15 protein-coding genes and 1 other RNA gene are annotated in these 21,644 nt (G+C 72.6%); 13 read left to right on the forward strand and 3 right to left on the reverse strand.

The window, feature by feature from the left end; all coding sequences use genetic code 11:
• Entirely contained in the window at positions 1–3,657 is a 3,657-nt protein-coding gene (locus tag AB0P17_RS31345; RefSeq protein ID WP_365816124.1) for an FHA domain-containing protein, read from the reverse strand.
• A 541-nt stretch (positions 3,658–4,198) separates the two neighbouring features.
• Between AB0P17_RS31345 and AB0P17_RS31350 the strand changes: the two genes are divergently transcribed.
• The 4 genes from AB0P17_RS31350 (at position 4,199) to AB0P17_RS31365 (ending at position 9,674) form a co-directional block, all read left to right on the forward strand.
• Entirely contained in the window at positions 4,199–5,821 is a 1,623-nt protein-coding gene (locus AB0P17_RS31350; RefSeq protein ID WP_365816126.1) for a protein kinase, read from the forward strand.
• Positions 5,822–5,990: 169 nt separating this feature from the next.
• The gene (locus AB0P17_RS31355) at positions 5,991–7,232 is read left to right on the forward strand and encodes a serine/threonine-protein kinase (RefSeq protein ID WP_365816128.1); all 1,242 of its coding nucleotides are present in this window, start codon (positions 5,991–5,993) and stop codon (positions 7,230–7,232) included.
• 105 nt (positions 7,233–7,337) lie between these two features.
• Positions 7,338–8,444, forward strand: coding sequence for a peptide chain release factor 2 (prfB, locus tag AB0P17_RS31360; RefSeq protein ID WP_365816130.1), 1,107 nt, complete (start codon positions 7,338–7,340; stop codon positions 8,442–8,444).
• Between the two features lie 270 nt (positions 8,445–8,714).
• Entirely contained in the window at positions 8,715–9,674 is a 960-nt protein-coding gene (locus tag AB0P17_RS31365) for a hypothetical protein (protein ID WP_365816132.1), read from the forward strand.
• A gap of 86 nt (positions 9,675–9,760) precedes the next feature.
• On the opposite strand, the gene AB0P17_RS31370 is transcribed toward AB0P17_RS31365, so the two are convergent.
• Positions 9,761–9,955 (reverse strand): hypothetical protein, encoded by a 195-nt coding sequence (locus AB0P17_RS31370; RefSeq protein WP_365816134.1) that lies wholly within the window; start codon positions 9,953–9,955, stop codon positions 9,761–9,763.
• A gap of 316 nt (positions 9,956–10,271) precedes the next feature.
• On the opposite strand from AB0P17_RS31370, the gene ftsE reads away from it, so the two are divergent.
• The 5 genes from ftsE to ssrA all read left to right on the forward strand — a co-directional run bounded on the left by ftsE (position 10,272) and on the right by ssrA (position 14,356).
• Positions 10,272–10,961, forward strand: a complete 690-nt coding sequence (ftsE, locus tag AB0P17_RS31375; RefSeq protein ID WP_329826805.1) for a cell division ATP-binding protein FtsE — start codon at positions 10,272–10,274, stop codon at positions 10,959–10,961.
• A gap of 56 nt (positions 10,962–11,017) precedes the next feature.
• Entirely contained in the window at positions 11,018–11,938 is a 921-nt protein-coding gene (ftsX, locus tag AB0P17_RS31380) for a permease-like cell division protein FtsX (protein ID WP_365816136.1), read from the forward strand.
• A 67-nt stretch (positions 11,939–12,005) separates the two neighbouring features.
• A complete protein-coding gene (locus tag AB0P17_RS31385; RefSeq protein WP_365816138.1) occupies positions 12,006–13,274 on the forward strand; it encodes a S41 family peptidase in 1,269 nt (422 codons plus the stop codon).
• Positions 13,275–13,382: 108 nt separating this feature from the next.
• Positions 13,383–13,862 (forward strand): SsrA-binding protein SmpB, encoded by a 480-nt coding sequence (smpB, locus tag AB0P17_RS31390; protein ID WP_365816140.1) that lies wholly within the window; start codon positions 13,383–13,385, stop codon positions 13,860–13,862.
• A 107-nt stretch (positions 13,863–13,969) separates the two neighbouring features.
• Positions 13,970–14,356: a transfer-messenger RNA gene (ssrA, locus tag AB0P17_RS31395) on the forward strand.
• On the opposite strand, the gene AB0P17_RS31400 is transcribed toward ssrA, so the two are convergent.
• On the reverse strand, positions 14,355–15,641 hold the full coding sequence (locus AB0P17_RS31400) for an MFS transporter (protein WP_365816177.1): 1,287 nt from the start codon (positions 15,639–15,641) through the stop codon (positions 14,355–14,357). The two genes, ssrA and AB0P17_RS31400, sit on opposite strands and share 2 nt — an antisense overlap.
• Positions 15,642–16,016: 375 nt before the next feature.
• Between AB0P17_RS31400 and AB0P17_RS31405 the strand changes: the two genes are divergently transcribed.
• The 4 genes from AB0P17_RS31405 to AB0P17_RS31420 all read left to right on the forward strand — a co-directional run bounded on the left by AB0P17_RS31405 (position 16,017) and on the right by AB0P17_RS31420 (position 21,591).
• A complete protein-coding gene (locus tag AB0P17_RS31405; RefSeq protein ID WP_365816142.1) occupies positions 16,017–16,964 on the forward strand; it encodes a LysR family transcriptional regulator in 948 nt (315 codons plus the stop codon).
• Between the two features lie 170 nt (positions 16,965–17,134).
• The gene (locus AB0P17_RS31410; RefSeq protein WP_365816179.1) at positions 17,135–17,959 is read left to right on the forward strand and encodes a hypothetical protein; all 825 of its coding nucleotides are present in this window, start codon (positions 17,135–17,137) and stop codon (positions 17,957–17,959) included.
• A 159-nt stretch (positions 17,960–18,118) separates the two neighbouring features.
• The gene (locus AB0P17_RS31415; protein ID WP_365816181.1) at positions 18,119–20,278 is read left to right on the forward strand and encodes a bifunctional polysaccharide deacetylase/glycosyltransferase family 2 protein; all 2,160 of its coding nucleotides are present in this window, start codon (positions 18,119–18,121) and stop codon (positions 20,276–20,278) included.
• An 11-nt stretch (positions 20,279–20,289) separates the two neighbouring features.
• Complete coding sequence (locus AB0P17_RS31420; protein ID WP_365816144.1) at positions 20,290–21,591, forward strand: acyltransferase; 1,302 nt, start codon at positions 20,290–20,292, stop codon at positions 21,589–21,591.
• Positions 21,592–21,644: the final 53 nt, after the last annotated feature.

The raw sequence follows: 21,644 nt of genomic DNA on the forward strand, positions 1-21,644 counted from the left end.
TCAGGGGTGAGCGGGGGTCAGTGGGGCCAGCGGTACGGCGTCCACGGAGCGGGCGGCCCGCTCCAGCGCGCTCGCGAGAAGTGCCAGGTCGGTGGGCCCGTTGCCCAGTTCACGGACGGGCCGGCGGGCGGGCGGATCGCCCATCCGCTCCCACTCCACCACCGTGACCGTCGGCCGCTGCGTGGCGGTGCGCGGGATGCGGCCGGTGACCCGGCCGCCCTGGAACGGGGTGACCCGGCCGTCCGGGTGGCCGAGCCTGCCCCGGCCGGGCGCGGGGTCGTCGGGCGCGGGCGCGGCCGGGGGCGCGTCGAGCACGACGCGCAGCCGCGCGCCCTGGGCCAGTTCCGTGTCGACCGTACGCTCGGGGCGGGCCGAGGCGGCCACGAGATGGACCCCCAGACGCTCGCCGTCCCGCGCGACGGCCTCCAGGGCCCGTACGACGGAACCGGCCGAGGGGCGGCCGGGGCTGCCGAGGGAGGGCGCGACCAGCGCTTCGTAGTCGTCGACCAGCACGACGAGGCGGGGGAGGGGGGCGGACTCCGCGCTCCGGGCGGAGGTCCGGGGACGGCTCCGGGGCTGTTCCCGGGGCTGTTCCCGGGTCTGCTCCCTGGCCTGGTCCCGGCTCTGTTCCCGGCCCTGGTCCCTGGTCTGTTCCCTGGTCTGTTCGTGGCGGAGCCGGAGTGTGCCGCCGCCCAGAGTGTCGCCCGCCCGCTGTTCGGCCGCGCTCGGTCCGCGCTGGCTGATCAGCCGCTCCGGAACCTGCTGCGGGTCCCGCGGGTCCCGCGGATCCTGCGGCTCGCGCGGGGAGCGCGGATCCTGCGCGTCCCGGTGGTTCCGTACGCCGTCCCGCGCGCCGCTGTGCCACTCCGTGAAGTCCAGCCGCCCCAGCAGCTCCGCCCGGCGCTTCAGCTCGCCGCCCAGCGCCTGCGCGAACTGCCGCATCCGGACCGGGTCCGACGCCACCAGGTGCTCGGTCACATGCGGCAGCTCCGTACAGACCGAGAGCCCCTCGCCGCGCTCGCCCCCGGCACCGTCGACCAGCAGCAGCCCCAGCCGGTCGGGGCGGGCCCCGGCGGCGAGGGAGGCGGCGATGGAGCGCAGCAGCTCCGTACGGCCGCTGCCCGCCGGGCCCTCGATCAGCAGATGCGGGCCCTCCTCCGTCAGATCGACGCTCACCGGGCCGCGCGGCCCCGCGCCGAGGACCGCCGTGCAGTCCAGGGTGCGGTCGGCGGCCGACGCCCAACGGGCCATCAGCGAGGCCGGGGTGGCGCGGGCCAGCCCCAGCTCGTCCAGCAGCCTCGCCGAGCGCGGCAGCGCGGCGGCGGGTCTGTTCCGGCCGCTCCCGGCGGCCCGCAGCGGCGCCAGAGCCCGGCCGAACCGCTCGGCCCAGGCGGGCGAGACCGCGTCCACCACTGCGAGCGTGCCGTGCCCGGCGGGCTGTCCGACCGCCGTACGCAGCAGCCGCAGCGTGGTGGCCACATCGCCGCTCAGGAGGGCGACGGCCCCGCACTCGCGGAAGGGCAGCGAGGCGGCGCACGCCGTCTCGTAGGTCGCGGCGATCGGCGACAGCGGGGAGGCGGACTCCGTCTCGGCGAGACAGAGCAGATGGATCCCCGCGGCGGCGCCGCCGCCCGCGAGCCGTGCCGTCGTCTCGCGCAGCGCGGCGGAGCCGGGGTCGCCGTCCACGATCACCAGGGTGTACGGGCCGTCGTGGCGGGCGGCGGCCTCCGTGACCGTCCACGGGTCGGCCGAGGCCCAGCCGGGCCCCAGCGGGCCGTCGTCGAGCCGGCGCGTCAGCTCGTCCGTCCGCGCGGTCGCCTGGTCCGCGTCGTACGCGAGGAGCAGCCGGCAGTCCTGGCCGTGGACCGGCCGGACGTGCGGGAGCCAGCCGAGCCAGCTCCAGTCCTGCCTGCGCTCCGCCAGGCTCCGCGCCCGGTCCGCGCTGATCAGCACGATCTCCAGATCGGCGGGCGCGTGCAGCGCGGCGAGCTGGGCCACCGTCCAGCGGGCCAGCCCCGTCAGCCGCTCCCTGGGGCCCGCGAGGCCGAGGGATCCGGCCTCGCGCAGCCCCACCGTCACCGGCACGAGCGGCAACTGCCGGGTGCCGTCGGTGGACGGGCGGTCGGCCGTGCCGATCCGGACGGCGAGCGCCTCGGCGTGCCGGCTGCCCCGCTCCCACAGCCGGGGGCCGGGGCCGAGCGCGGTCAGCAGCACCGTGGCCGGATCGGGCCAGGTCTCGGGGGAGGGGCCGCGTCCGGCGGCGGTGGCGGGACCGGCGGGTCCGGGCGCCGTCTCCGGCAGCTCCTCGCCGCGGCTGCCCGCGAGCCGCCGCGCCCAGGCGCCTATGCCGCCGCGCCGGCGGGCCGCCAGGTCGGGCGGTTCGGTACCGCGCGGGGGCGTCTCCTGGCGGCGGGAGCCCGGCGTCCTGCTGTGCGGCCGGGGTTCTTCGTACGCCGCGGGACCGGCGGCCGGGTCGCCCGCGGCCGGCCTGCTGTGCCCGCTGTCCCGTGTGGCGCCCGGGGCCTCGGAGTCCACCCCGGGCAGCGGGGTGCGGCCGTAGTGCGTGTCGGCGCTGCGCGGGTCGGGCACGCGCGGGGCGCCGGGCGGATTGCCGTACTGCGAGCCGCCGTACTCGGGGCGGGAGGCGCTGTGGCCGTCGTACCGCCCCGCGTCGTACCGCCCGTCGTGTCCGTCGCGCCCGTCCCGCCGGTCGTGCCCGGCCTGCTCGAACCGTCCGCGGTCGTACTGCGGGCCGGGGATCCGGGTCGACGTGCCCGCCTGCCCCGCGTCGTAGCCGGGCGCCCAGCCGCCGCCCGCGTGGCGGCCGCGGGTGCCGCCGCCGGGCGCGGTGTCCGGTCCCGGACCGCCGCGGCCGGCCGTGGCGCGGTCGTCGGGGGCGCCCGGCCCGTCGGCGCCCGGGAGCGCTCCCGGGGCGGAGCCCGCGACCCGGCCCCCGGTGGGGCGCGGATCCCGGCCGGTGCCGGCAGTGCTGTCCGGGCCGTCCGCGCGCCGGGTCTCCGGGCGGGTGATCCGCAGATGGCCCTCGCCGTCCGCCGCCGTCGCCAGCGCGGCCGTGCGCTCCCCGCCCGTGAGGCGGAGCGCGGACTCGCCGAGCCGCAGCAGCGCGCCGGGCGCCAGCCGGACCGGGCGGGGGCCCACCCGGACGCCCTCCAGCGTCGTCCCGTTCGTCGACTGGAGGTCCGCGACCGTGACCCCGCCGTCCTCCGCGACCGTCACCGCGCAGTGCAGCCGAGAGACGTCCGGGTCGTCCAGCGGCACATCGGCGTCGGCGGAGCGGCCGATCCTGATCTGTCCGCCGTGCAGCAGATGGACCCCGCCCGCGTCCGGGCCCGCGACGACATGGAGCTGGGCGGGCGCGTCCTCCGTCGGGACCTCCGTCTCGCCCGGGACCTGGAGCGAGAGCACCGCGCCGTCGATCAGCGGCGGCTCGCCCAGAGGGCAGCGCTGCGCGTCGAGCCGCTCGCGGCCGGAGTAGAGGACGACGGTGCCGGGCGCGTCGGGGCCCGAGACGGCCGTGGCGAGGGCGGCGGCGACGGCGGCCAGCGCCGTGCCCGCCGGGGCGGTGACGAGCACGTCACAGGAGCGCCCGGCGGCATGGCCGCCACGCGGCGCGAGGACGGTCAGCCGGATCTGCATCGCCGTCAGCGGTCCCTTCTGCGCGGGGTGCCCGGCAGAGGGGGAAGCACGGTGAACTCCCCCCACGCCACGCACGGACGCGTCGTCCGGTACAGGTCGGCACGGGGCGGCGAGATTCCCCCACTCCACACGTCACGTGCTTGAGGGCATCTTCGCACCTGCCACTGACAACACGCCCGGGTACCGGCAACAAGTGATCTTGAATAGTCGGCTGTTGGCGTAAAAGTGCCTGCTTGGGCGCTTCTTCACGGCGGGTTGGGACCGGGTGTGATGTCCTCGGCCGCGCGGTGTGGCAACCAGCCGTACGATGCGTGCGTCTTCCTTTCGAACACGATCCGACCCGGTCCGACCCGATCAAGAAGCAGCATCCAGCCCGACGGCCACCTCCCCGGCCGCTTCCCCGACCACCTCTGACCAGGCCTCCGACCGGCGTTCTGACCCGGGAGCCGACCGGCCGGTTTAAAGTGGGTCGGAGCCCCGGCCCGCCGGGCGATGATGATCACGACCAGCGAGACGACCACGATCAGCAGGGAGCCATGACGTGCGGCCCGTAGGCAGCAAGTACCTGCTCGACCAGCCGATCGGACGCGGCGCCACGGGCACCGTCTGGCGAGCGAGTCAGCGGGAAACGGCGGGGGCCGAGGCGGCCGTCGCCGGCCAGCCCGGCGAGACCGTCGCGATCAAGGTCCTCAAGGAGGAGCTGGCGAACGACGCGGACGTGGTGATGCGCTTCCTGCGCGAGCGCTCCGTCCTGCTCCGCCTGACCCACCCCAACATCGTCCGCACCCGTGACCTGGTGGTCGAGGGCGATCTCCTCGCGCTCGTCATGGACCTGGTGGACGGCCCCGACCTGCACCGGTATCTGCGCGAGAACGGCCCGTTCACCCCGGTCGCCGCAGCGCTGCTGACCGCCCAGATCGCGGACGCCCTCGCCGCCAGCCACGCGGACGGTGTCGTCCACCGGGACCTCAAGCCCGCCAACGTCCTGCTGCGGAACGACGGCGAGCGGCTGCACCCGATGCTCACCGACTTCGGCATCGCGCGCCTCGCGGACTCGCCGGGGCTGACCCGCACCCACGAGTTCGTCGGCACCCCGGCCTATGTCGCGCCGGAGTCCGCCGAGGGCCGCCCGCAGACCTCCGCCGTGGACATCTACGGCGCGGGCATCCTGCTGTACGAGCTGGTCACGGGGCAGCCGCCGTTCGCCGGCGCGACCGCCCTCGAAGTGCTCCACCGCCACCTCAGCGAGGAGCCCCGCCGCCCCACCACCGTGCCCGAGCCGCTGTGGACCGTCATCGAGCGCTGCCTGCGCAAGGACCCGGACCAGCGGCCCAGCGCCGAGAACCTGGCCCGCGCCCTGCGGACCGTCGCCGCCGGGGTCGGTGTGCACTCCACGCCCGCCCAGGTCGACGCCGCGCTGGGGGTCGCCGCGCTGCTCGCGCCCGACCCGTCGCCCGCGCCCGTACCCGGCACGGCGGGCGGCGACGCCGAGCCGACGCAGGTCCTGCCGAGCAACGCCGCCTCGTACGACCCGGCCGCGCCCACCAGCGTCATGCCCTCCACCGGCCCGGGCGCCGGGCGCGGCCCGGGCGCGGCGGACCCGACCGCGATGATGCCGCCCGTACCGCAGGACCCCGACGGGCCGCACCCCTGGCAGGGCCAGCTGCAGGCCGCGCGGGACCGCAACGAGCAGACCCAGGTCCAGTACCTCGACCCCAGCCAGGACCCGCTGCGCCGCCGCCCGCAGCGGCCGCAGGGCCCCCGGCAGCAGCCTCCGCCGCCCCAGCAGCGTCAGCCGCAGCAGCGGTACGCGCCGCCTCCGCCGCCCCCGCAGCAACAGCAGCAGCGGTACGCCCCGCAGCAACAGCAGTACGCGCCGCCCCAGGCGCCGCCGCCCCAGCAGCCCGCGCCCCGTCAGCCGCGCGAGCCGCGCCCGCCCCGGCAGCGCAGCGCCAACCCCATGCACATCCCGGGCCTCGGCTGCCTCAAGGGCTGTCTCTTCACGATCGTCCTGCTCGTCATCGCGGGCTGGCTCATCTGGGAGCTGACCCCGCTCCAGGGCTGGATCGACGAGGGCAAGGGCTACTGGGAGGCGATCGGCGACGGGATCTCCGCGGTGACGGACTGGTTCTCCCAGTTCGGCGGCGACAGCTCGGGCAACTAGCCACCAGTAGCTGTACGAGTCGCCACGGGCACCGGCGATCCGAGGGGACATATCCGCTCGGATCGCCCCATTACCCCTGTCGGCGGCGGGAGTTGGCGCCGACCGGGGCACGGAGCGCCCCGACTTCCGCGTACTTTGATGGGCAACGCCAGCCGCTGAGGGAGCAGTCTTGGCACGGAATATCGGCAGCCGGTACACCGCCCATCAGATCCTGGGGCGGGGCAGCGCCGGCACGGTGTGGCTCGGCGAGGGGCCCGAGGGCCCGGTCGCCATCAAACTGCTGCGCGAGGACCTCGCGTCCGACCAGGAGCTGGTCGGACGCTTCGTCCAGGAGCGCACCGCCCTGCTCGGGCTCGACCACCCCCGGGTGGTCGGCGTCCACGACCTCGTCGTGGACGGCAACGACCTCGCGCTCGTGATGGATCTGATCCGCGGTACCGACCTGCGCACCCGCCTCGACCGCGAGCGCAGGCTCGCCCCCGAGGCGGCGGTCGCGATCGTCGCCGACGTCGCGGACGGGCTCGCCGCCGCGCACGCGGCCGGGGTCGTCCACCGCGACGTCAAGCCGGAGAACATCCTGCTCGACATGGAGGGCCCGCTCGGTCCGGGCGGCGCGCACCCCGCGCTGCTCACCGACTTCGGTGTCGCCAAGCTGATCGACACCCCCCGGCGCACCAAGGCCAGCAAGATCATCGGCACCCCCGACTATCTGGCGCCCGAGATCGTCGAGGGCCTGCCGCCGCGCGCGGCCGTCGACATCTACGCGCTGGCCACGGTCCTGTACGAGCTGCTCGCCGGGTTCACCCCGTTCGGCGGCGGCCACCCCGGGGCCGTACTGCGCCGCCATGTCACCGAGACCGTCGTCCCGCTGCCCGGTATCCCGGAGGAGCTGTGGCAGCTCCTCGTCCAGTGCCTGGCGAAGGGCCCGGCGTCCCGGCTGCGCGCCTCGGAACTGGCCGCGCGGCTGCGCGAGCAGCTTCCGCTCCTCGCGGGCATCCCGCCGCTGGACGTGGACGAGCCGGACGCGGAGCCCACGGAGCAGTCGCGCTCCTGGGAATCGGCTCCCGGCACCGCCGCCGAGGAGCCGCGCCGCAGGGGCTCGGTCCCGCTGGTGCCCGGCGCGGCCCCGGACTCCAACCGGGACACCCATACGAGCATGCGCGTCCCGGCTCCGGACGAGCTGGCCGGCGGCGCCCGGGGCACCGCCCGCGCGCCCCGCTCCCCGGGCCAGCGCCGCCCCGGCAGCGCCCGGCACAAGGCGGAGGCGGTCCGTAAGCGCCGGATCGCGCTGGGCGCGGCGGCGGTCCTGCTGATCGCGGCGCTGGGCGTGGGCGGCTGGCTGACCCTGGGCGGCGACGGCACGGACAGCACCCCGCGGGACTCGAAGCAGACCACGTCACCGGTGCCCTGAGCCCTGGACACGGGGCGCCCGGGCCCGGCGGGTGGCCGCTGATGGGCGCAGCCGGCGCCCCGGAGGCGAACCGAGCCCCGAAAAAATACGCGTTAGGCTGGTGCCGTGGCAGTCGTCGATGTATCCGAAGAGCTGAAGTCCCTCTCCTCGACCATGGGGTCGATCGAGGCCGTCCTGGACCTCGACAGGCTGAGGGCCGACATCGCCGTGCTCGAGGAGCAGGCCGCGGTCCCGTCCCTCTGGGACGACCCCGAGGCGGCGCAGAAGATCACCAGCAAGCTGTCGCACCTCCAGGCCGAGGTCCGCAAGACGGAGGCGCTGCGCGGGCGCATCGACGACCTGGAAGTGATGTTCGAGCTGGCCGAGTCCGAGGACGACGCGGAGGCGCGCGCCGAGGCGGAGGCCGAGCTGGAGTCGGTGCGCAAGGCGCTGGACGAGATGGAGGTCCGTACGCTCCTGTCCGGCGAGTACGACGAGCGCGAGGCGCTGGTCAACATCCGCGCCGAGGCGGGTGGCGTGGACGCCGCCGACTTCGCCGAGCAGCTGCAGCGGATGTATCTGCGCTGGGCGGAGCGGCACGGCTACGGCACCGAGGTCTACGAGACGTCGTACGCGGAGGAGGCCGGCATCAAGTCGACCACCTTCGTCGTGAAGACGCCGTACGCGTACGGGACGCTCTCCGTGGAGCAGGGCACCCACCGCCTGGTCCGTATCTCGCCGTTCGACAACCAGGGCCGCCGCCAGACCTCCTTCGCGGGCGTCGAGGTGCTGCCGGTCGTGGAGTCGAGCGACCATGTCGAGATCGACGAGGCCGAGCTGCGCGTGGACGTGTACCGCGCGTCGGGCCCCGGTGGTCAGGGCGTCAACACCACGGACTCCGCGGTCCGTATCACGCACATCCCGACCGGCATCGTGGTCTCCTGCCAGAACGAGCGCTCGCAGATCCAGAACAAGGCGAGCGCGATGAACGTCCTCCAGGCGAAGCTGCTGGAGCGCCGCAGGCAGGAGGAGCAGGCCAGGATGGACGCCCTGAAGGGCGACGGCGGCAACTCCTGGGGCAACCAGATGCGTTCCTATGTCCTTCACCCGTACCAGATGGTCAAGGACTTGCGGACGGAGTTCGAGGTCGGTAATCCGCAGGGAGTGCTGGACGGGGAGATCGACGGATTCCTGGAGGCGGGAATTCGCTGGCGCAAGCAGCAGGACAAGTAAATTCGCGCTTTGTCGACAAGGGAACTGCCGTCCACCGGGCGGCAGTTCCCTTTTACGTCACAGTTGCATCCCCGCACGACGGACAACTCCCGCGATATCGGTCATCGCACGCGCAACGACCTTGACGCGTATATGAAAACCGGGAACTCTGACGCTTGGCATGCGTATATCCGGGGCGCGTGAGACCGGGGGCGGCGAGCACGGACCCCCAGCGGCCGCGGCCCCGGACGCTGCACCACTGACGTATCAGCTACTGGGGGTAGCAAGCAGATGACCAAAAAGACGCGGATCCGCGTGGCGCGCGTGGCGGCCGGTGCGGTTATCGCCGCGGGCGCCTCGCTGACCATCGCGGGCGCCGCTCAGGCCGCCGGTATCGGCGTGTCCGTCGAGACGGGCGTCGTCGACGTCGGCCTCGGCATCGGCAACGGCAACGGCAACGGCACCGAGGGTGCGACGGACGGCGGCGGCGACCCGGGCGGCGTCGACAGCGGCGGCACCTCCGACGGCGGAACCACGGACGGCGGCACCACGGACGGTGGCACGACCGACGGCGGGACCACCGATGGTGGGACCACCGATGGTGGGACCACGGACGGTGGCACGACCGACGGTGGTACGACGGACGGCGGCACCACCGATGGTGGGACCACGGACGGTGGCACGACCGACGGCGGGACCACCGATGGTGGGACCACCGATGGTGGGACCACGGACGGCGGCACGACCGACGGCGGCACCACGGACGGTGGCACGACCGACGGTGGTACGACGGACGGCGGCACCACCGATGGTGGGACCACGGACGGCGGCACCACGGACGGCGGCACGACCGACGGTGGTACGACGGACGGCGGCACCACCGATGGTGGGACCACGGACGGCGGGACCACCGACGGTGGTTCGACCGACGGCGGCGCGACCGGCGGCTCCACCGAGGGCAGCTCGACCACCGGCGGCGGTTCCTCCACCGCGGGCGGCTCGACCACCGGTGGCGACAACGGCGCGGGCACCTGCACCGTCGACCTCGACGGCGCCGCGTGCACCGACAACACCGAGACCGACAACGCCGGCTCCAAGCCGGTGCAGCAGGGTGAGGCCAAGGAGGAGCTGGCGGAGACCGGCGCCGCCGAGACCACGTTCCTGCTGATCGGCGCCGCGACCATGATCGCGGGTGGCATCGGCTTCCGTATGCTGCCCCGCCTGGTCGGTGGCGGTCGTACCGTCGCCTGATCACAGTGAAGGGCCCGGACGCGTTCTCCGCGTCCGGGCCCTTCGTCATGCGCACGTATGTGCGAGATGTCACTCCGGGTGATGCCTCACGCCGGCTGATGCGTGGCGACGAGCGCCACAGCCGCCAGCAGGAGCACCACCAGTGTCAGCAGCGCCACAGGGCTCAGCGCTCCCAGGGGGCCCTGCTGCTCCAGGCGCTCCCGGTGGGCACGGCACACCCGGCATCTGCCCTCGGTGACCGGTCCCGCGCAGTTGGCGCACACCAATCGGTCGTAGGTCATGCGCATTCCTCCTCACCGCGCGGCGGAGCCGCAAAAAGTGTCTCTCCGCCCAACGCTCGGGGGAACACGACCGTTCCCCACCCCCACTGTGCCAGTTTCCGGCCGGTTCGGCGCGGCCGGACGGATTCCGGCCGGACCCTTCCCGGTGGCGGTGGCTCCGTATCCGTGCTAAATCACCCAAGCCGACCCCAATCCCGCCCCGGAACGGCCGGCCGGGCACCTTCGCGGGCGGGCCGACTTCGGACGTGGACTGCGCGCGCCAGTCGGGTTCGCGTAAGGTCACGCTCACCTACTCCCGGCCGACCGTGGTGCACCCGTGATCCGATTCGACAACGTCTCCAAGACCTACCCGAAGCAGAACCGCCCCGCCCTCCGCGATGTCTCCCTCGAAATCGAGAAGGGCGAGTTCGTCTTCCTCGTCGGCTCGTCCGGCTCCGGTAAGTCGACCTTCCTCCGACTGCTCCTGCGCGAGGAGCGCACCAGCCACGGCATGGTGCATGTCCTCGGCAAGGACCTCGCCCGCCTGTCCAACTGGAAAGTGCCCCAGATGCGCCGTCAACTGGGCACGGTCTTCCAGGACTTCCGGCTGCTGCCGAACAAGACCGTCGCGCAGAACGTGGCGTTCGCGCAGGAGGTCATCGGCAAGCCGCGCGGCGAGATCCGCAAGGCCGTCCCCCAGGTCCTCGACCTCGTCGGTCTCGGCGGCAAGGAGGACCGGATGCCCGGCGAGCTGTCCGGTGGTGAGCAGCAGCGCGTGGCGATCGCGCGCGCCTTCGTCAACCGGCCCATGCTGCTGATCGCGGACGAGCCCACCGGCAACCTCGACCCGCAGACCTCCGTCGGCATCATGAAGCTGCTGGACCGCATCAACCGCACCGGTACGACCGTCGTGATGGCGACCCACGACCAGAACATCGTCGACCAGATGCGCAAGCGCGTGATCGAGCTGGAGAAGGGCCGTCTCGTGCGTGACCAGGCACGCGGCGTCTACGGATACCAGCACTGACCACCGGCTCCCCATCGCGTCACCGAGCATTGAGAAACGAAAGCTGAAAGGACGCCATGCGCGCCCAGTTCGTCCTGTCGGAGATCGGCGTCGGTCTCCGTCGCAATCTCACGATGACCTTCGCGGTCATCGTCTCCGTAGCCCTCTCGCTCGCCCTGTTCGGCGGCGCGCTCCTCATGCGCGAGCAGGTCAGCGTGATGAAGGACTACTGGTACGACAAGGTCAACGTCTCCATCTTCCTCTGCAACAAGAACGACGCGGCGACCGCGCCCAAGTGCGCCAAGGGCGCGGCCACGGGTCAGCAGAAGGACCAGATCAAGGCCGACCTGGCCAAGATGGACAGCATCGTCGAGACCGTCCACTACGAGACGTCGGACGAGGCGTACAAGCACTACAAGGAGCGGTACGGCGACACCCCCATCGCCGCGACCATCACCCCGGACCAGATGCCGGAATCCTTCCGGGTGAAGCTGAAGGACCCGGAGAAGTACCAGGTGGTCGCGACCGCGTTCGCCGGCCGGGACGGGGTGGAGTCCGTCCAGGACCAGCGGAACATCCTGCAGAACCTCTTCGACCTGATGAACGGCATGAACATCGCCGCACTCTGTGTGATGGCGCTGATGCTGGTCATCGCGTTGATGCTGATCGTGAACACCGTGCGCGTATCGGCGTTCAGCCGGCGCCGGGAGACCGGGATCATGCGGCTCGTCGGCGCGTCCAGTTTCTACATCCAGATGCCGTTCATCATGGAGGCCGCGTTCGCCGGGCTGATCGGCGGTGGGGTCGCGTGCGTGATGCTGCTCCTCGGCCGGTACTTCCTGATCGACCACGGTCTCGCCCTCGCCGACAAGATGCAGTTGGTCAACTTCATCGGCTGGGACGCGGTGCTCGCCAAGCTTCCGCTGGTGATCGCGATCGGTCTGCTGATGCCCGCCGTGGCCGCTTTCATCGCGCTGCGCAAGTACCTCCGGGTGTGACAAGCGCCCCTGGCGCGCTGACGACAAGCACCGTCCGGTCGGGTCGCGTTGTCCTAGACTCAACGCCATGTCGGGTTCCGAGTCGTTTGAGAGGCCCCGCGGTTTACGCCGCGGGGCGGCCCTGACATTGGTGTTCGCGACGGTGCTCGCCACGGCCGCGGCGACGAACTCACTGCCGCGCACGGACGATGAGGCCCCGGCGGAGCGGGCCCGTCCCGTCTCCTCGACGGCCGACCGGGACGAGGTCGCGCGGGCCGCGGCCGACGCCATGGCCAACGGCACCTCGGCCACGGACGCCGCGGAGGAGGTCGTCAGCCGCAGCGGGGACCGCTGGGGCGCGGTCTACGACAAGCGGGAGTACGAGGAGTTCCGGCAGGCCCTGGACGGCGAGTACACGGGCGTGGGGCTCTGGGCGAGACGTACGGCGGGCGGCCTGGTCGAGGTCACCCGCGTACAGCCCGGCGGGCCCGCGCAGCAGGCCGGGATCGGCGCCGGGGACATCATCCGGGAGGTCGACGGCCGCAGTGTCGCGAAGCGCCCCGTGACGGAGGTCATGGCGCTGCTGCGCGGCGACACCCGGTCCACGGCGGCGGAGGACACCGCGGACGCGAAGAACTCCGCCAACGACGCTCCCGACACTCCCGGCGCTCCCGGCGGGCCCGACGCGTCCGGGGAGAGCGCCGTCGGTACCCCCGTGGCGCTCGGTCTGGAGCGCGAGGGCCGGCGCTGGACGGAGAGCCTGCGGCGGGCCCGGCTCACCACCGAGTCCGTCACGGTCGACACGATCGAGGGCGGCGCGCTGCGGATCAAGGTCGGCGCGTTCACGAAGGGCGCGGGCGAGCGCGTACGGGAAGCGGTCCTGGAGGCGCCGAAGGGCGCCGGTGTCCTGCTCGACCTCCGGGGCAACGCGGGCGGGCTGGTCAGCGAGGCCGTCCGGGCCACCTCCGCCTTCCTGGACGGCGGGCTGGTCGCCACGTACGACATACGGGGCGAGCAGCGCGCGCTGTACGCGGACCCCGGCGGCGACACGGAGCGGCCCGTGGTCGTGGTGGTCGACGGCGGCACGATGAGCGCGGCGGAGCTGGTCACCGGGGCGCTCAAGGACCGCGGCAGGTCCGTCACGGTCGGCTCGCGGACCTTCGGCAAGGGCTCCGTCCAGATGCCCAGCAAGCTCCCCGACGGCTCGGTGGCCGAGCTGACCGTGGGCCACTACCGCACCCCGGCCGGCCACGGCGTGGACGGCCACGGCGTCACCCCCGACCTTCAGGTCGGCGCGGGCGCCCAGGAGCGGGCCAGGACGGTGCTGAGCGGCCTCGGCGGTACGGAGACGGAGTAGCGCCGCCCCGGGCCGGACAGCAGCGCCGCCCCGGGCCTGGCAGCAGCGCCGCCCCGGGCCGGACCGCCGCGTAAAGGAGTTGCGCGGGGGTGCGAAAATGGGGAGACCATGGCTAAGGAAAAAGGGCGCAAAATCATTGCGCAGAACAAGAAGGCGCGGCACGACTACCTCATTCTCGACACCTATGAGTGCGGTCTCGTGCTCACCGGTACCGAGGTGAAGTCACTCCGCCAGGGACGGGCCTCGCTGGTGGACGGCTTCGTGCAGATCGACGGGCACGAGGCGTGGCTGCACCACGTGCACGTCCCCGAGTACACGCAGGGGACCTGGACCAATCACAGCGCCCGGCGCAAGCGGAAGCTGCTGATGCACCGGGCCGAGATCGACAAGCTGGAGTCGAAGTCGCAGGAGACGGGGCACACCATCGTGCCGCTCGCCCTGTACTTCAAGGACGGCCGGGCGAAGGTCGAGATCGCGCTCGCGAAGGGCAAGAAGGAGTACGACAAGCGCCAGACGCTCCGCGAGAAGCAGGACCGGCGCGAGACGGACCGGGCGATCGCGGCGGTCAAGCGGCGCCAGCGGGCCTGACCGGGGACCGGCGGGCCTGACGGGGGAATGGACTGGCCCCCGGGCGCGTTGGTCACGTACGATGGAGCACGCACCCCACAGAGGGTGCACGTTTGAAAAATAAACATGGGGATGATCGGTTTCGACAGCGGATGTCGAAGCAGGGGAAGCGAGCCGAGGAAGCGGCAATGATCTCGTAAACCATATGTCGCAAACAATAATCGCCAATTCCAAGCGCGATTCCTCCGCCTTCGCCCTCGCTGCCTAATTAGCAGCTAGCGAAGACTCTGCGGAGTGTCAGCCCGGGGCTGTTCCCGACCCGGATCCTGGCATCAGCTAGGGGACTAAACTTCTGAGCCCGGTCACGGGGCCCAGAAGGAAATCAAACAGTGACTGAGCCCGTCGGAGACTTGTCCGTGTGATCTCCGGGGCCGAGAAAATCGCAGCGGACTGCGCTCGGAGAAGCCCTGGTTCCGCACCGTTGGACGCGGGTTCGATTCCCGCCATCTCCACTCACCATCTCCACCCATGTTTGTCGTCAGCGGCACCTCCCACGCGGGGGTGCCGCTTTCGTATGCGCCGCACCCGCTCGCGCCGCGGCCCCCGGGCACCCGCGCAGGCGATCAGCAGTGCCGACAGCGCCGCGGCGGGCGGGATCACATAGGCGAGGGCCGGAGTGGTGTGTTCCGCCGCCCAGCCGCCCATGGCCGCGCCCGCCGCGATGCCGGCGAGCAGCGCGGTCACCGCGAGGGTCATGCCCTCGTTCAGCCGCGTCCCGGGAGTGAGGCGCTGGACGAGGGTCATGCCCGTCACCATCGTCGGCGCCGTCGCCGCGCCCGCCAGCAGCAGCGCACCGGCCAGCAGCGGCAGCGATCCCGCGCGCGCCGCGAGCAGTGGCAGGATCAGCAGCGCCGCCATCGCGGCCACACAGCGCGGCAGCCGGGCGCGCGGGTGGCGGGCCGGGCCCAGTGAACCCAGCAGCAGGCCCGCGACGCAGGAACCGGCGGCCTGGAGCGCCAGTACGGCACCGGCCCACGCCTGGTGTCCCCGGTCGTCCGCGTAGGCGAGGGTGACGACCTCCGTGGAGCCGAAGACCGCGCCCGTGGCGAGGAAGACGGCGAGGAGGGCGGCCAGCGCGGGGGAGTACAGCGGGGCCCGGGCCCGCGCACCCGCGGCCCGGCCGGCGGCGGGCGGCTCCGTGGCGCGCTGCGCCGCGAAGAGCAGAATGCCGGTCAGCAGCAGGACCGCGCCGGTCAGGGTGCCCGCCTCCGGGAAGAGCGCGGTGCACAGGAAGGCGGCCACCACCGGCCCCAGCATGAAGCACAGCTCGTCGGCGGCCTGTTCGAACGAGTTGGCGGTGTGCAGGGCGGCGGCGTCGCCCCGGTGCAGATGGGCCCAGCGCGCCCGGGACATGCCGCCCGTGTTGGGGGTGGTGGCGGTCGCGGCGTACGCGGCGAAGAGCGTCCAGTCGGGGGCTCCGTACCGTACGCAGAGCAGCAGGGCGAGCGAGCCGAGTACGGCGATCGCGGTGGCGGGGACGGCGACCCGGGCCTGCCCGTACCGGTCGACGAGGCGCGCCGTCCATGGCCCCACCAGCGCGGTGGCCGCGAGGCCGGTGGCGGTGACGGCGCCGGCCAGGGCGTACGAGCCGCGCGATCCGGCGATCATGATGACGGCGGCCACGCTGAACATCCCCATGGGGAGGCGGGCGAGGAGGTTCCCGGCGGTGAACGCGCGGGCGCCCGGCGGCGCGAACAGGCGCGCGTACGGGGCGGTGAAGTCCTGCACGCGCTCCCGCATACGTTGCCGCCCTCGCTCTCGTACGCGCTCCCGCCTCCGCTCCTGTACGCGCTCCCGTACACGCCGCCACGCGCTCCGGCGTGCGGTGGGGCGGCGGGCACCGCCGTGGCTGTGCCCGTACGCCTCGTCGCGCGCGGCCAGGACCAGCGTGGCGCCGGTCGTCGCCATCAGTGGTGTGTTCCGCCGGGTCGTGCCGTCAGGTCGGGCTGTTCCGTCAGTTCCGTTAAAGGGGTCGGTGTGCGTTCCCGTACGGGAGAAGTGTGGTTGCGGCATGGCCTCACCTTCGCCGCTCGCGCCGCACCCGGTCCAACACCTGATGAGCGGCCATTCACGCAATCTCGTTGTCAATGACGCGGGTGGGCGGTTGAATGCAGTGTGCCCCACGACATCGACCCCCGGCTGCTACGCGCCTTCACCACCACCGCCGAAGAGCTGCACTTCACCCGGGCCGCCGCCCGGCTCTACGTCGCCCAGCAGGCCCTCAGCCGTGATGTGCGGCGGCTGGAGCGGGAGTTGGGCGTGGAGCTGTTCCTGCGCACCACCCGCCAGGTGACCCTCACCCCCGACGGTGAGCGGCTCCTCCCGTACGCCCGGCGGGTACTGGCGGCCCAGGACGAGCTGCTCGCCGCCTGCGCGGGCGGGGCGCCGCCGCTGCTCGTGGACCTCAACACCGAGGGCATGGTCTCCGGGCGGGTGCTGGCGCGGGCCCGTGAACTCGCCCCGCGCCATGAGCTGATGGCCCGCTTCCAGAGCGGTCTCACCGGGGCGGCGGCCGAGATCCTCGCGGGCCGGCTCGACGCATCCTTCGGCTACGCGGGAGGGCTCGCGCCTGTCCTGCGCGACGCGCTCTCCCACCAGCTCGTACGGTACGAGCCGATGGCCGTGCTCCTGCCGGCCGACCATCCGCTGGCCCGGCTCCCCGAGGTGCCGCTCGACGCGCTCGTGGGGCAGAGCGTGTACGCGGGGGCCGGCAATCCGGGGACGGTGGAGTGGACCGGGCTGGCGCGGCGGCTCTTCGCGGGCCGCTCCATCGAGGTCGCCGCGCCCGCACCGATGGCCGTCGGTGCGGAGGAGTCCCGCCGAGTCATGGCCAAACATCGCAACCCGGTCCTGGCCGTCGTAGATTTCCCGGTGATGCCGGACACAGTGTTGCGCCCGCTCGTCGATCCCGTTCCGCTGTCGCCGCTCTCGCTGGTGTGGCGCAAAGGGCTGCGTCATCCGGGAGTTGAAGCGCTCCGAGCTGCTGCTGCCGAACTGGGAGCCGAAGAGGGATGGCTCGATCCGGACCCCCGAAATCTCCTCCTACCACTCTCATTGCATTGATGCATCACAACTTGTGAACCGGATCCACACACTCTCTCGGTGCGCTACATTCATGGCCCGGGTGCGGTGTGATAGGGGCGCGCGGTTCGGGACGGGGACCCGGCCGACAAAATCAGCCAGTTCTATGTATGCACCCAAATCGTTCTGTGGTGGGGGATGTGCGTACTTCAGTGGACCAATGGCGCGAAGATGCCCGAACGGGGCACATGTACGAGCCGAACGACGTGACCGTGGAGCTGGACGGTCTGGGCCGTCAGCTCTCCGAACTGCCCGCCGGGACACGGCCCGAGGCGAGGCCCGGCACGGGTACCGGCACCGGCGGGGACACGATTGCCTTCAGGGCCCCCGCTCCGGAGGACGGGGCCGCGGCCGGCGGCGGCGTTGACGGTGGCGACGGGGCCGAAGCGCCCGAGGGCCCCGTCTTCGTCGACGAGAGCGGCCGCCGCAGCAAGAAGCTCCGCCGGGCCGGCTGGGTCGTCGCCATCGCCTGCGCCTGCTATGCCGTCACCGTGGTCGCCGCGCTCGTCGGAGGCGACTCCTCGGCCCCCTGGCTCCAGATACCGGGCCTCGCGGACAAGAAGAAGCCGGACACCGTCCAGATACAGCCGGCCCCCTCGGGCTCCCCGTCCGAGGCGGCCACCAGCGGCGATCCCAGCGCCTCGCCCAGCGAGACCGGCACGGGCGGCGCCGGCCCCGGCACCTCGGAGACGGTGACCACCGGCACCTCGGGCGACCCGGCACCGGAGGTCTCGGGTTCCGTGAAGGCGCCCGTCGTCCCCAACCCCCCCGTCGACCCCGACCCGGACCCGGACCCGCCCGTCGACCCCGACCCCGACCCCGGCACCGCCGCCGGCGCGGGCTCCGCCGGCCCCGGCGGTGAGAGCCCCTCGGCCCCGGCCGGCGGTGGGACCTCGCAATCCCCCGATCCCAGCACTCCCGTCGAATCACCGCCGGGCGACGACGGCGGCCCGCGGGCCGTGGAAGGCGCGCAGTAGATGATGTCCTCCGGCAGGCGGGCCCAGCCTCGCAACGCCCGGCCGCGCAAGGCCCAGGCTCCGAACAACGGTCGCGGTAGCGGCAACCACGGCAGCACCGGGCCCGGCAGAGCCAAGCCCCGTAAGAACCCCCGGCCCGCCCGGCGGCGCAGACTGCCCATGCGCTACCTGCTGCCCTCGCTCGTCCTCGTCGCCCTGGCCGCCATGCTCATGCTCCGCGGCTATGTGCACAGCGAGATCCTCGCCGACCACCGTGTCCGCCCCCCGGACGCCACCGACCAGGTCCCCGAGTCCATCCTCAAGGGCGGCCCCGTCATCGACGCGCGCGGCACGGACGCCGCCAAGTCCATCGACATCCCCGACCGGCAGCTCGTCCTCACCTTCGACGACGGCCCGGACCCCGAGTGGACCCCCAAGGTCCTCGACGAACTCAAGAAGTACAACGCCCACGGCGTCTTCTTCATCACCGGCACCATGGCCTCCCGCTACCCCGACCTCGTCAAGCGCATGGTCGACGAGGGCCACGAGATCGGCCTGCACACCTTCAACCACCCCGACCTCTCCTTCCAGACCCAATCCCGCATCAACTGGGAGCTGACCCAGAACCAGCTCGCGCTCGCGGGCGCCGCCGGGATCCGGTCCTCGCTCTTCCGGCCCCCGTACTCCTCCTTCGCCGACGCCATGGACAACAAGTCGTGGCCCGTCACCCAGTACATCGGCAGCCGCGGCTACATCACCGTCCTCAACGACCGCGACAGCGAGGACTGGAAGCGCCCCGGCGTCGAGGAGATCATCAAGAGGGCCACCCCCAAGGGCGACAAGGGCGCCCTCGTCCTGATGCACGACTCCGGCGGCGACCGCTCCCAGACCGTCGCGGCCCTCGGCCGCTATCTGCCGGAGATGCAGCAGCGCGGCTTCACCTTCGCCAACCTCACCGAGGCGCTCGGCGCGCCCAGCGCCCACACCCAGGTCACCGGCTTCGAGTTGTGGAAGGGCAAGGCGTGGGTCGCCGCCGTCACCCTCTCCGACAACCTCACCGCCGTCCTGGTCTCCGGGCTCGCCGTGATCGGGGTCCTGGTCATCTCGCGGTTCGGGCTGATGCTGGTGCTCTCCTTCGCGCACTCCCGCAAGGTGCGCCGGCGCGACTTCAGCTGGGGCCCGGAGGTCACCGAACCGGTCACCGTCCTCGTCCCCGCGTACAACGAACGCGAGTGCATAGCCAATACGGTGAACTCACTGATGGCCAGCGACCATCCGATCGAGGTCATCGTCGTCGACGACGGCTCGACCGACGGGACCGCCGACATCGTCGAGGCGCTCTGGCTCCCCAACGTCCATGTCGTACGCCAGCAGAACGGCGGCAAACCGGCCGCCCTCAACAACGGCATCGCGCACGCCAGTCACGACATCGTCGTGATGATGGACGGCGACACCGTCTTCGAACCCTCCACCGTGGGGGAGCTGGTGCAGCCCTTCGGCGACCCGCGCGTCGGCGCGGTCGCGGGCAACGCCAAGGTCGGCAACCGGGACACGCTCATCGGGGCGTGGCAGCACATCGAGTACGTGATGGGCTTCAACCTCGACCGCCGGATGTACGACGTCCTGGGCTGCATGCCCACCATCCCCGGCGCGATCGGCGCCTTCCGCCGCCAGGCGCTGGAACGCGTCGGCGGCATGAGCGAGGACACCCTCGCCGAGGACACCGACATCACCATGGCCATGCACCGGGACGGCTGGCGCGTCGTCTACGCCGAGCGCGCCCGCGCCTGGACCGAGGCCCCGGAGTCCGTGCAGCAGCTCTGGTCCCAGCGCTACCGCTGGAGCTACGGCACGATGCAGGCGATCTGGAAGCACCGCCGCGCCGTCGTCGAACGCGGGCCCTCCGGCCGGTTCGGCCGCGTCGGCCTGCCGCTGGTCTCCCTCTTCATGGTGCTGGCGCCGCTGCTGGCCCCGCTGATCGACGTCTTCCTCGTGTACGGCCTGGTCTTCGGCCCCACGCAGAAGACGATCGGCGCGTGGCTGGGCGTCCTGCTCGTCCAGGCGGTGTGTGCCGCGTACGCCTTCCGGCTCGACGGGGAGCGCATGACCCATCTCATCTCGCTGCCCCTCCAGCAGATCCTCTACCGGCAACTCATGTACGTCGTGCTCCTCCAGTCCTGGATCACCGCCCTCACCGGCGGCCGGCTGCGCTGGCAGAAGCTGCGCCGCACGGGCGCGGTGGAGGCACCGGGCTCGATCCCGAGCCAGCGCGGAAGGGGCGCGCCGCACGGAACCGAGCAGGGCGCCGGGCAGGGCGCGGACCGGAGGCCGGTCGGATGAGCCGCCACTCCATGGACGCCACGAGACCGGACGGGGCGGCCGGCCGCGCCGGACAGCCGGCCGGACCCGCCGGGTGGTCCCCCGGACCGGCCGTGCGGCCGGACGGGCCCGCCGGGAAGGCCGCCGGGCAGCCCGAGCCCGTACGTCCCTCGGGCCGGGACCGCTATCTGGACCTGCTGCGGGCGATCGCGCTGGTCCGTGTCGTGGTCTTCCACATCTTCGGCTGGGCGTGGCTGACGATCCTCTTCCCCTCCATGGGCGTGATGTTCGCGCTGGCCGGCTCGCTCATGGCCAGATCCCTGGAGAAGCGGCCCCCGTGGAGCGTCCTGCGGGGCCGGCTGCGCAGGCTGCTGCCGCCGATGTGGGCGCTGGCCCTGGTCATCGTGCCGGTGATGTTCCTGATGGGCTGGCAGCCGATGAAGGAGGAGGGAGTGTGGGGCATCGTCAAGCTGCTCAACTACTTCCTGCCGATCGGCGCCCCGCCGTACCCGTTCGAGAGCGGTGACGGCAGCGGTCTGCTGGACACGACGTGGGCCGACGACGCGGCGGGCCCCCTCTGGTACATCCGCGCCTACCTGTGGTTCGTCCTTCTCTCGCCGCTGCTGGTACGGGCGTTCCGCCGGGCACCGTGGGCGACGCTGGTCTTCCCCGTCGTGCTGACGGCGGTCATCGGTACGGGACTGGTCGAGATCCCCGGGGAGTTCGGGGAGGCCCTCACGGACTTCGCGGTGTACGGGGCCTGCTGGGTGCTCGGCTTCGCGCACAACGACGGCATGTTCCAGAAGGTCCCGCGCTATCTGACGGTCTCGGTGGCCGCCCTGACGATGGCGTTCGGTCTGTGGTGGGCCTCGGGCCATCTCACGGACGAGGGCTGGAACCTGGACGAGATCCCGCTGGCGCAGGCGACCTGGTCGCTGGGGTTCGTGGTGATCCTGCTCCAGTACTCGCCGTCCTGGCGGGAACTGCCCGGGAAGCTGAAGCAGTTCGACTCGACGATCACCCTGGCCAACAACCGCGCGGTGACGATCTATCTCTGGCACAACCTGCTGATCATGATGTCGTACCCGCTCATCGACCAGCTCTGGAACATCCCGGGGATCGACGCCTTCTCGTCGGAGCTGAACGCGTCGTACAACGTCCTGCCGCTGGTGATGGTGTGGCCGATGATCGGGCTGATGATCCTGGCCATCGGGTGGGTCGAGGATCTGGCGGCGCGGCGCCGGCCGAGGCTGTGGCCGAACGGCGAGACCCGGGCCGGGGACACCGGCGGGGGAGGGCGGCGCGGCGCGGCGGCGGGCGGCCACAGACGCTGATACGGCCGCGGACGCCGATACGGGGGCGCGTCTCCCCGGCCGAGGAGATGCGC

The sequence above is a fragment of the Streptomyces sp. NPDC088124 genome, assembly GCF_040685895.1.
Lineage (GTDB): Bacteria > Actinomycetota > Actinomycetes > Streptomycetales > Streptomycetaceae > Streptomyces.

Bases quoted from the DNA above. Each gene is read 5' to 3' on its own strand.
- AB0P17_RS31345 (WP_365816124.1), bottom strand. From the start codon at position 3,657: ATGCAGATCCGGCTGACCGTCCTCGCGCCGCGTGGCGGCCATGCCGCC.
- AB0P17_RS31365 (WP_365816132.1), top strand. From the start codon at position 8,715: ATGACCAAAAAGACGCGGATCCGCGTGGCGCGCGTGGCGGCCGGTGCG.
- smpB (WP_365816140.1), top strand. From the start codon at position 13,383: ATGGCTAAGGAAAAAGGGCGCAAAATCATTGCGCAGAACAAGAAGGCG.
- ftsX (WP_365816136.1), top strand. From the start codon at position 11,018: ATGCGCGCCCAGTTCGTCCTGTCGGAGATCGGCGTCGGTCTCCGTCGC.
- AB0P17_RS31415 (WP_365816181.1), top strand. From the start codon at position 18,119: ATGCGCTACCTGCTGCCCTCGCTCGTCCTCGTCGCCCTGGCCGCCATG.
- AB0P17_RS31370 (WP_365816134.1), bottom strand. From the start codon at position 9,955: ATGACCTACGACCGATTGGTGTGCGCCAACTGCGCGGGACCGGTCACC.
- AB0P17_RS31400 (WP_365816177.1), bottom strand. From the start codon at position 15,641: ATGCGGGAGCGCGTGCAGGACTTCACCGCCCCGTACGCGCGCCTGTTC.
- AB0P17_RS31420 (WP_365816144.1), top strand. From the start codon at position 20,290: ATGGACGCCACGAGACCGGACGGGGCGGCCGGCCGCGCCGGACAGCCG.
- AB0P17_RS31385 (WP_365816138.1), top strand. From the start codon at position 12,006: ATGTCGGGTTCCGAGTCGTTTGAGAGGCCCCGCGGTTTACGCCGCGGG.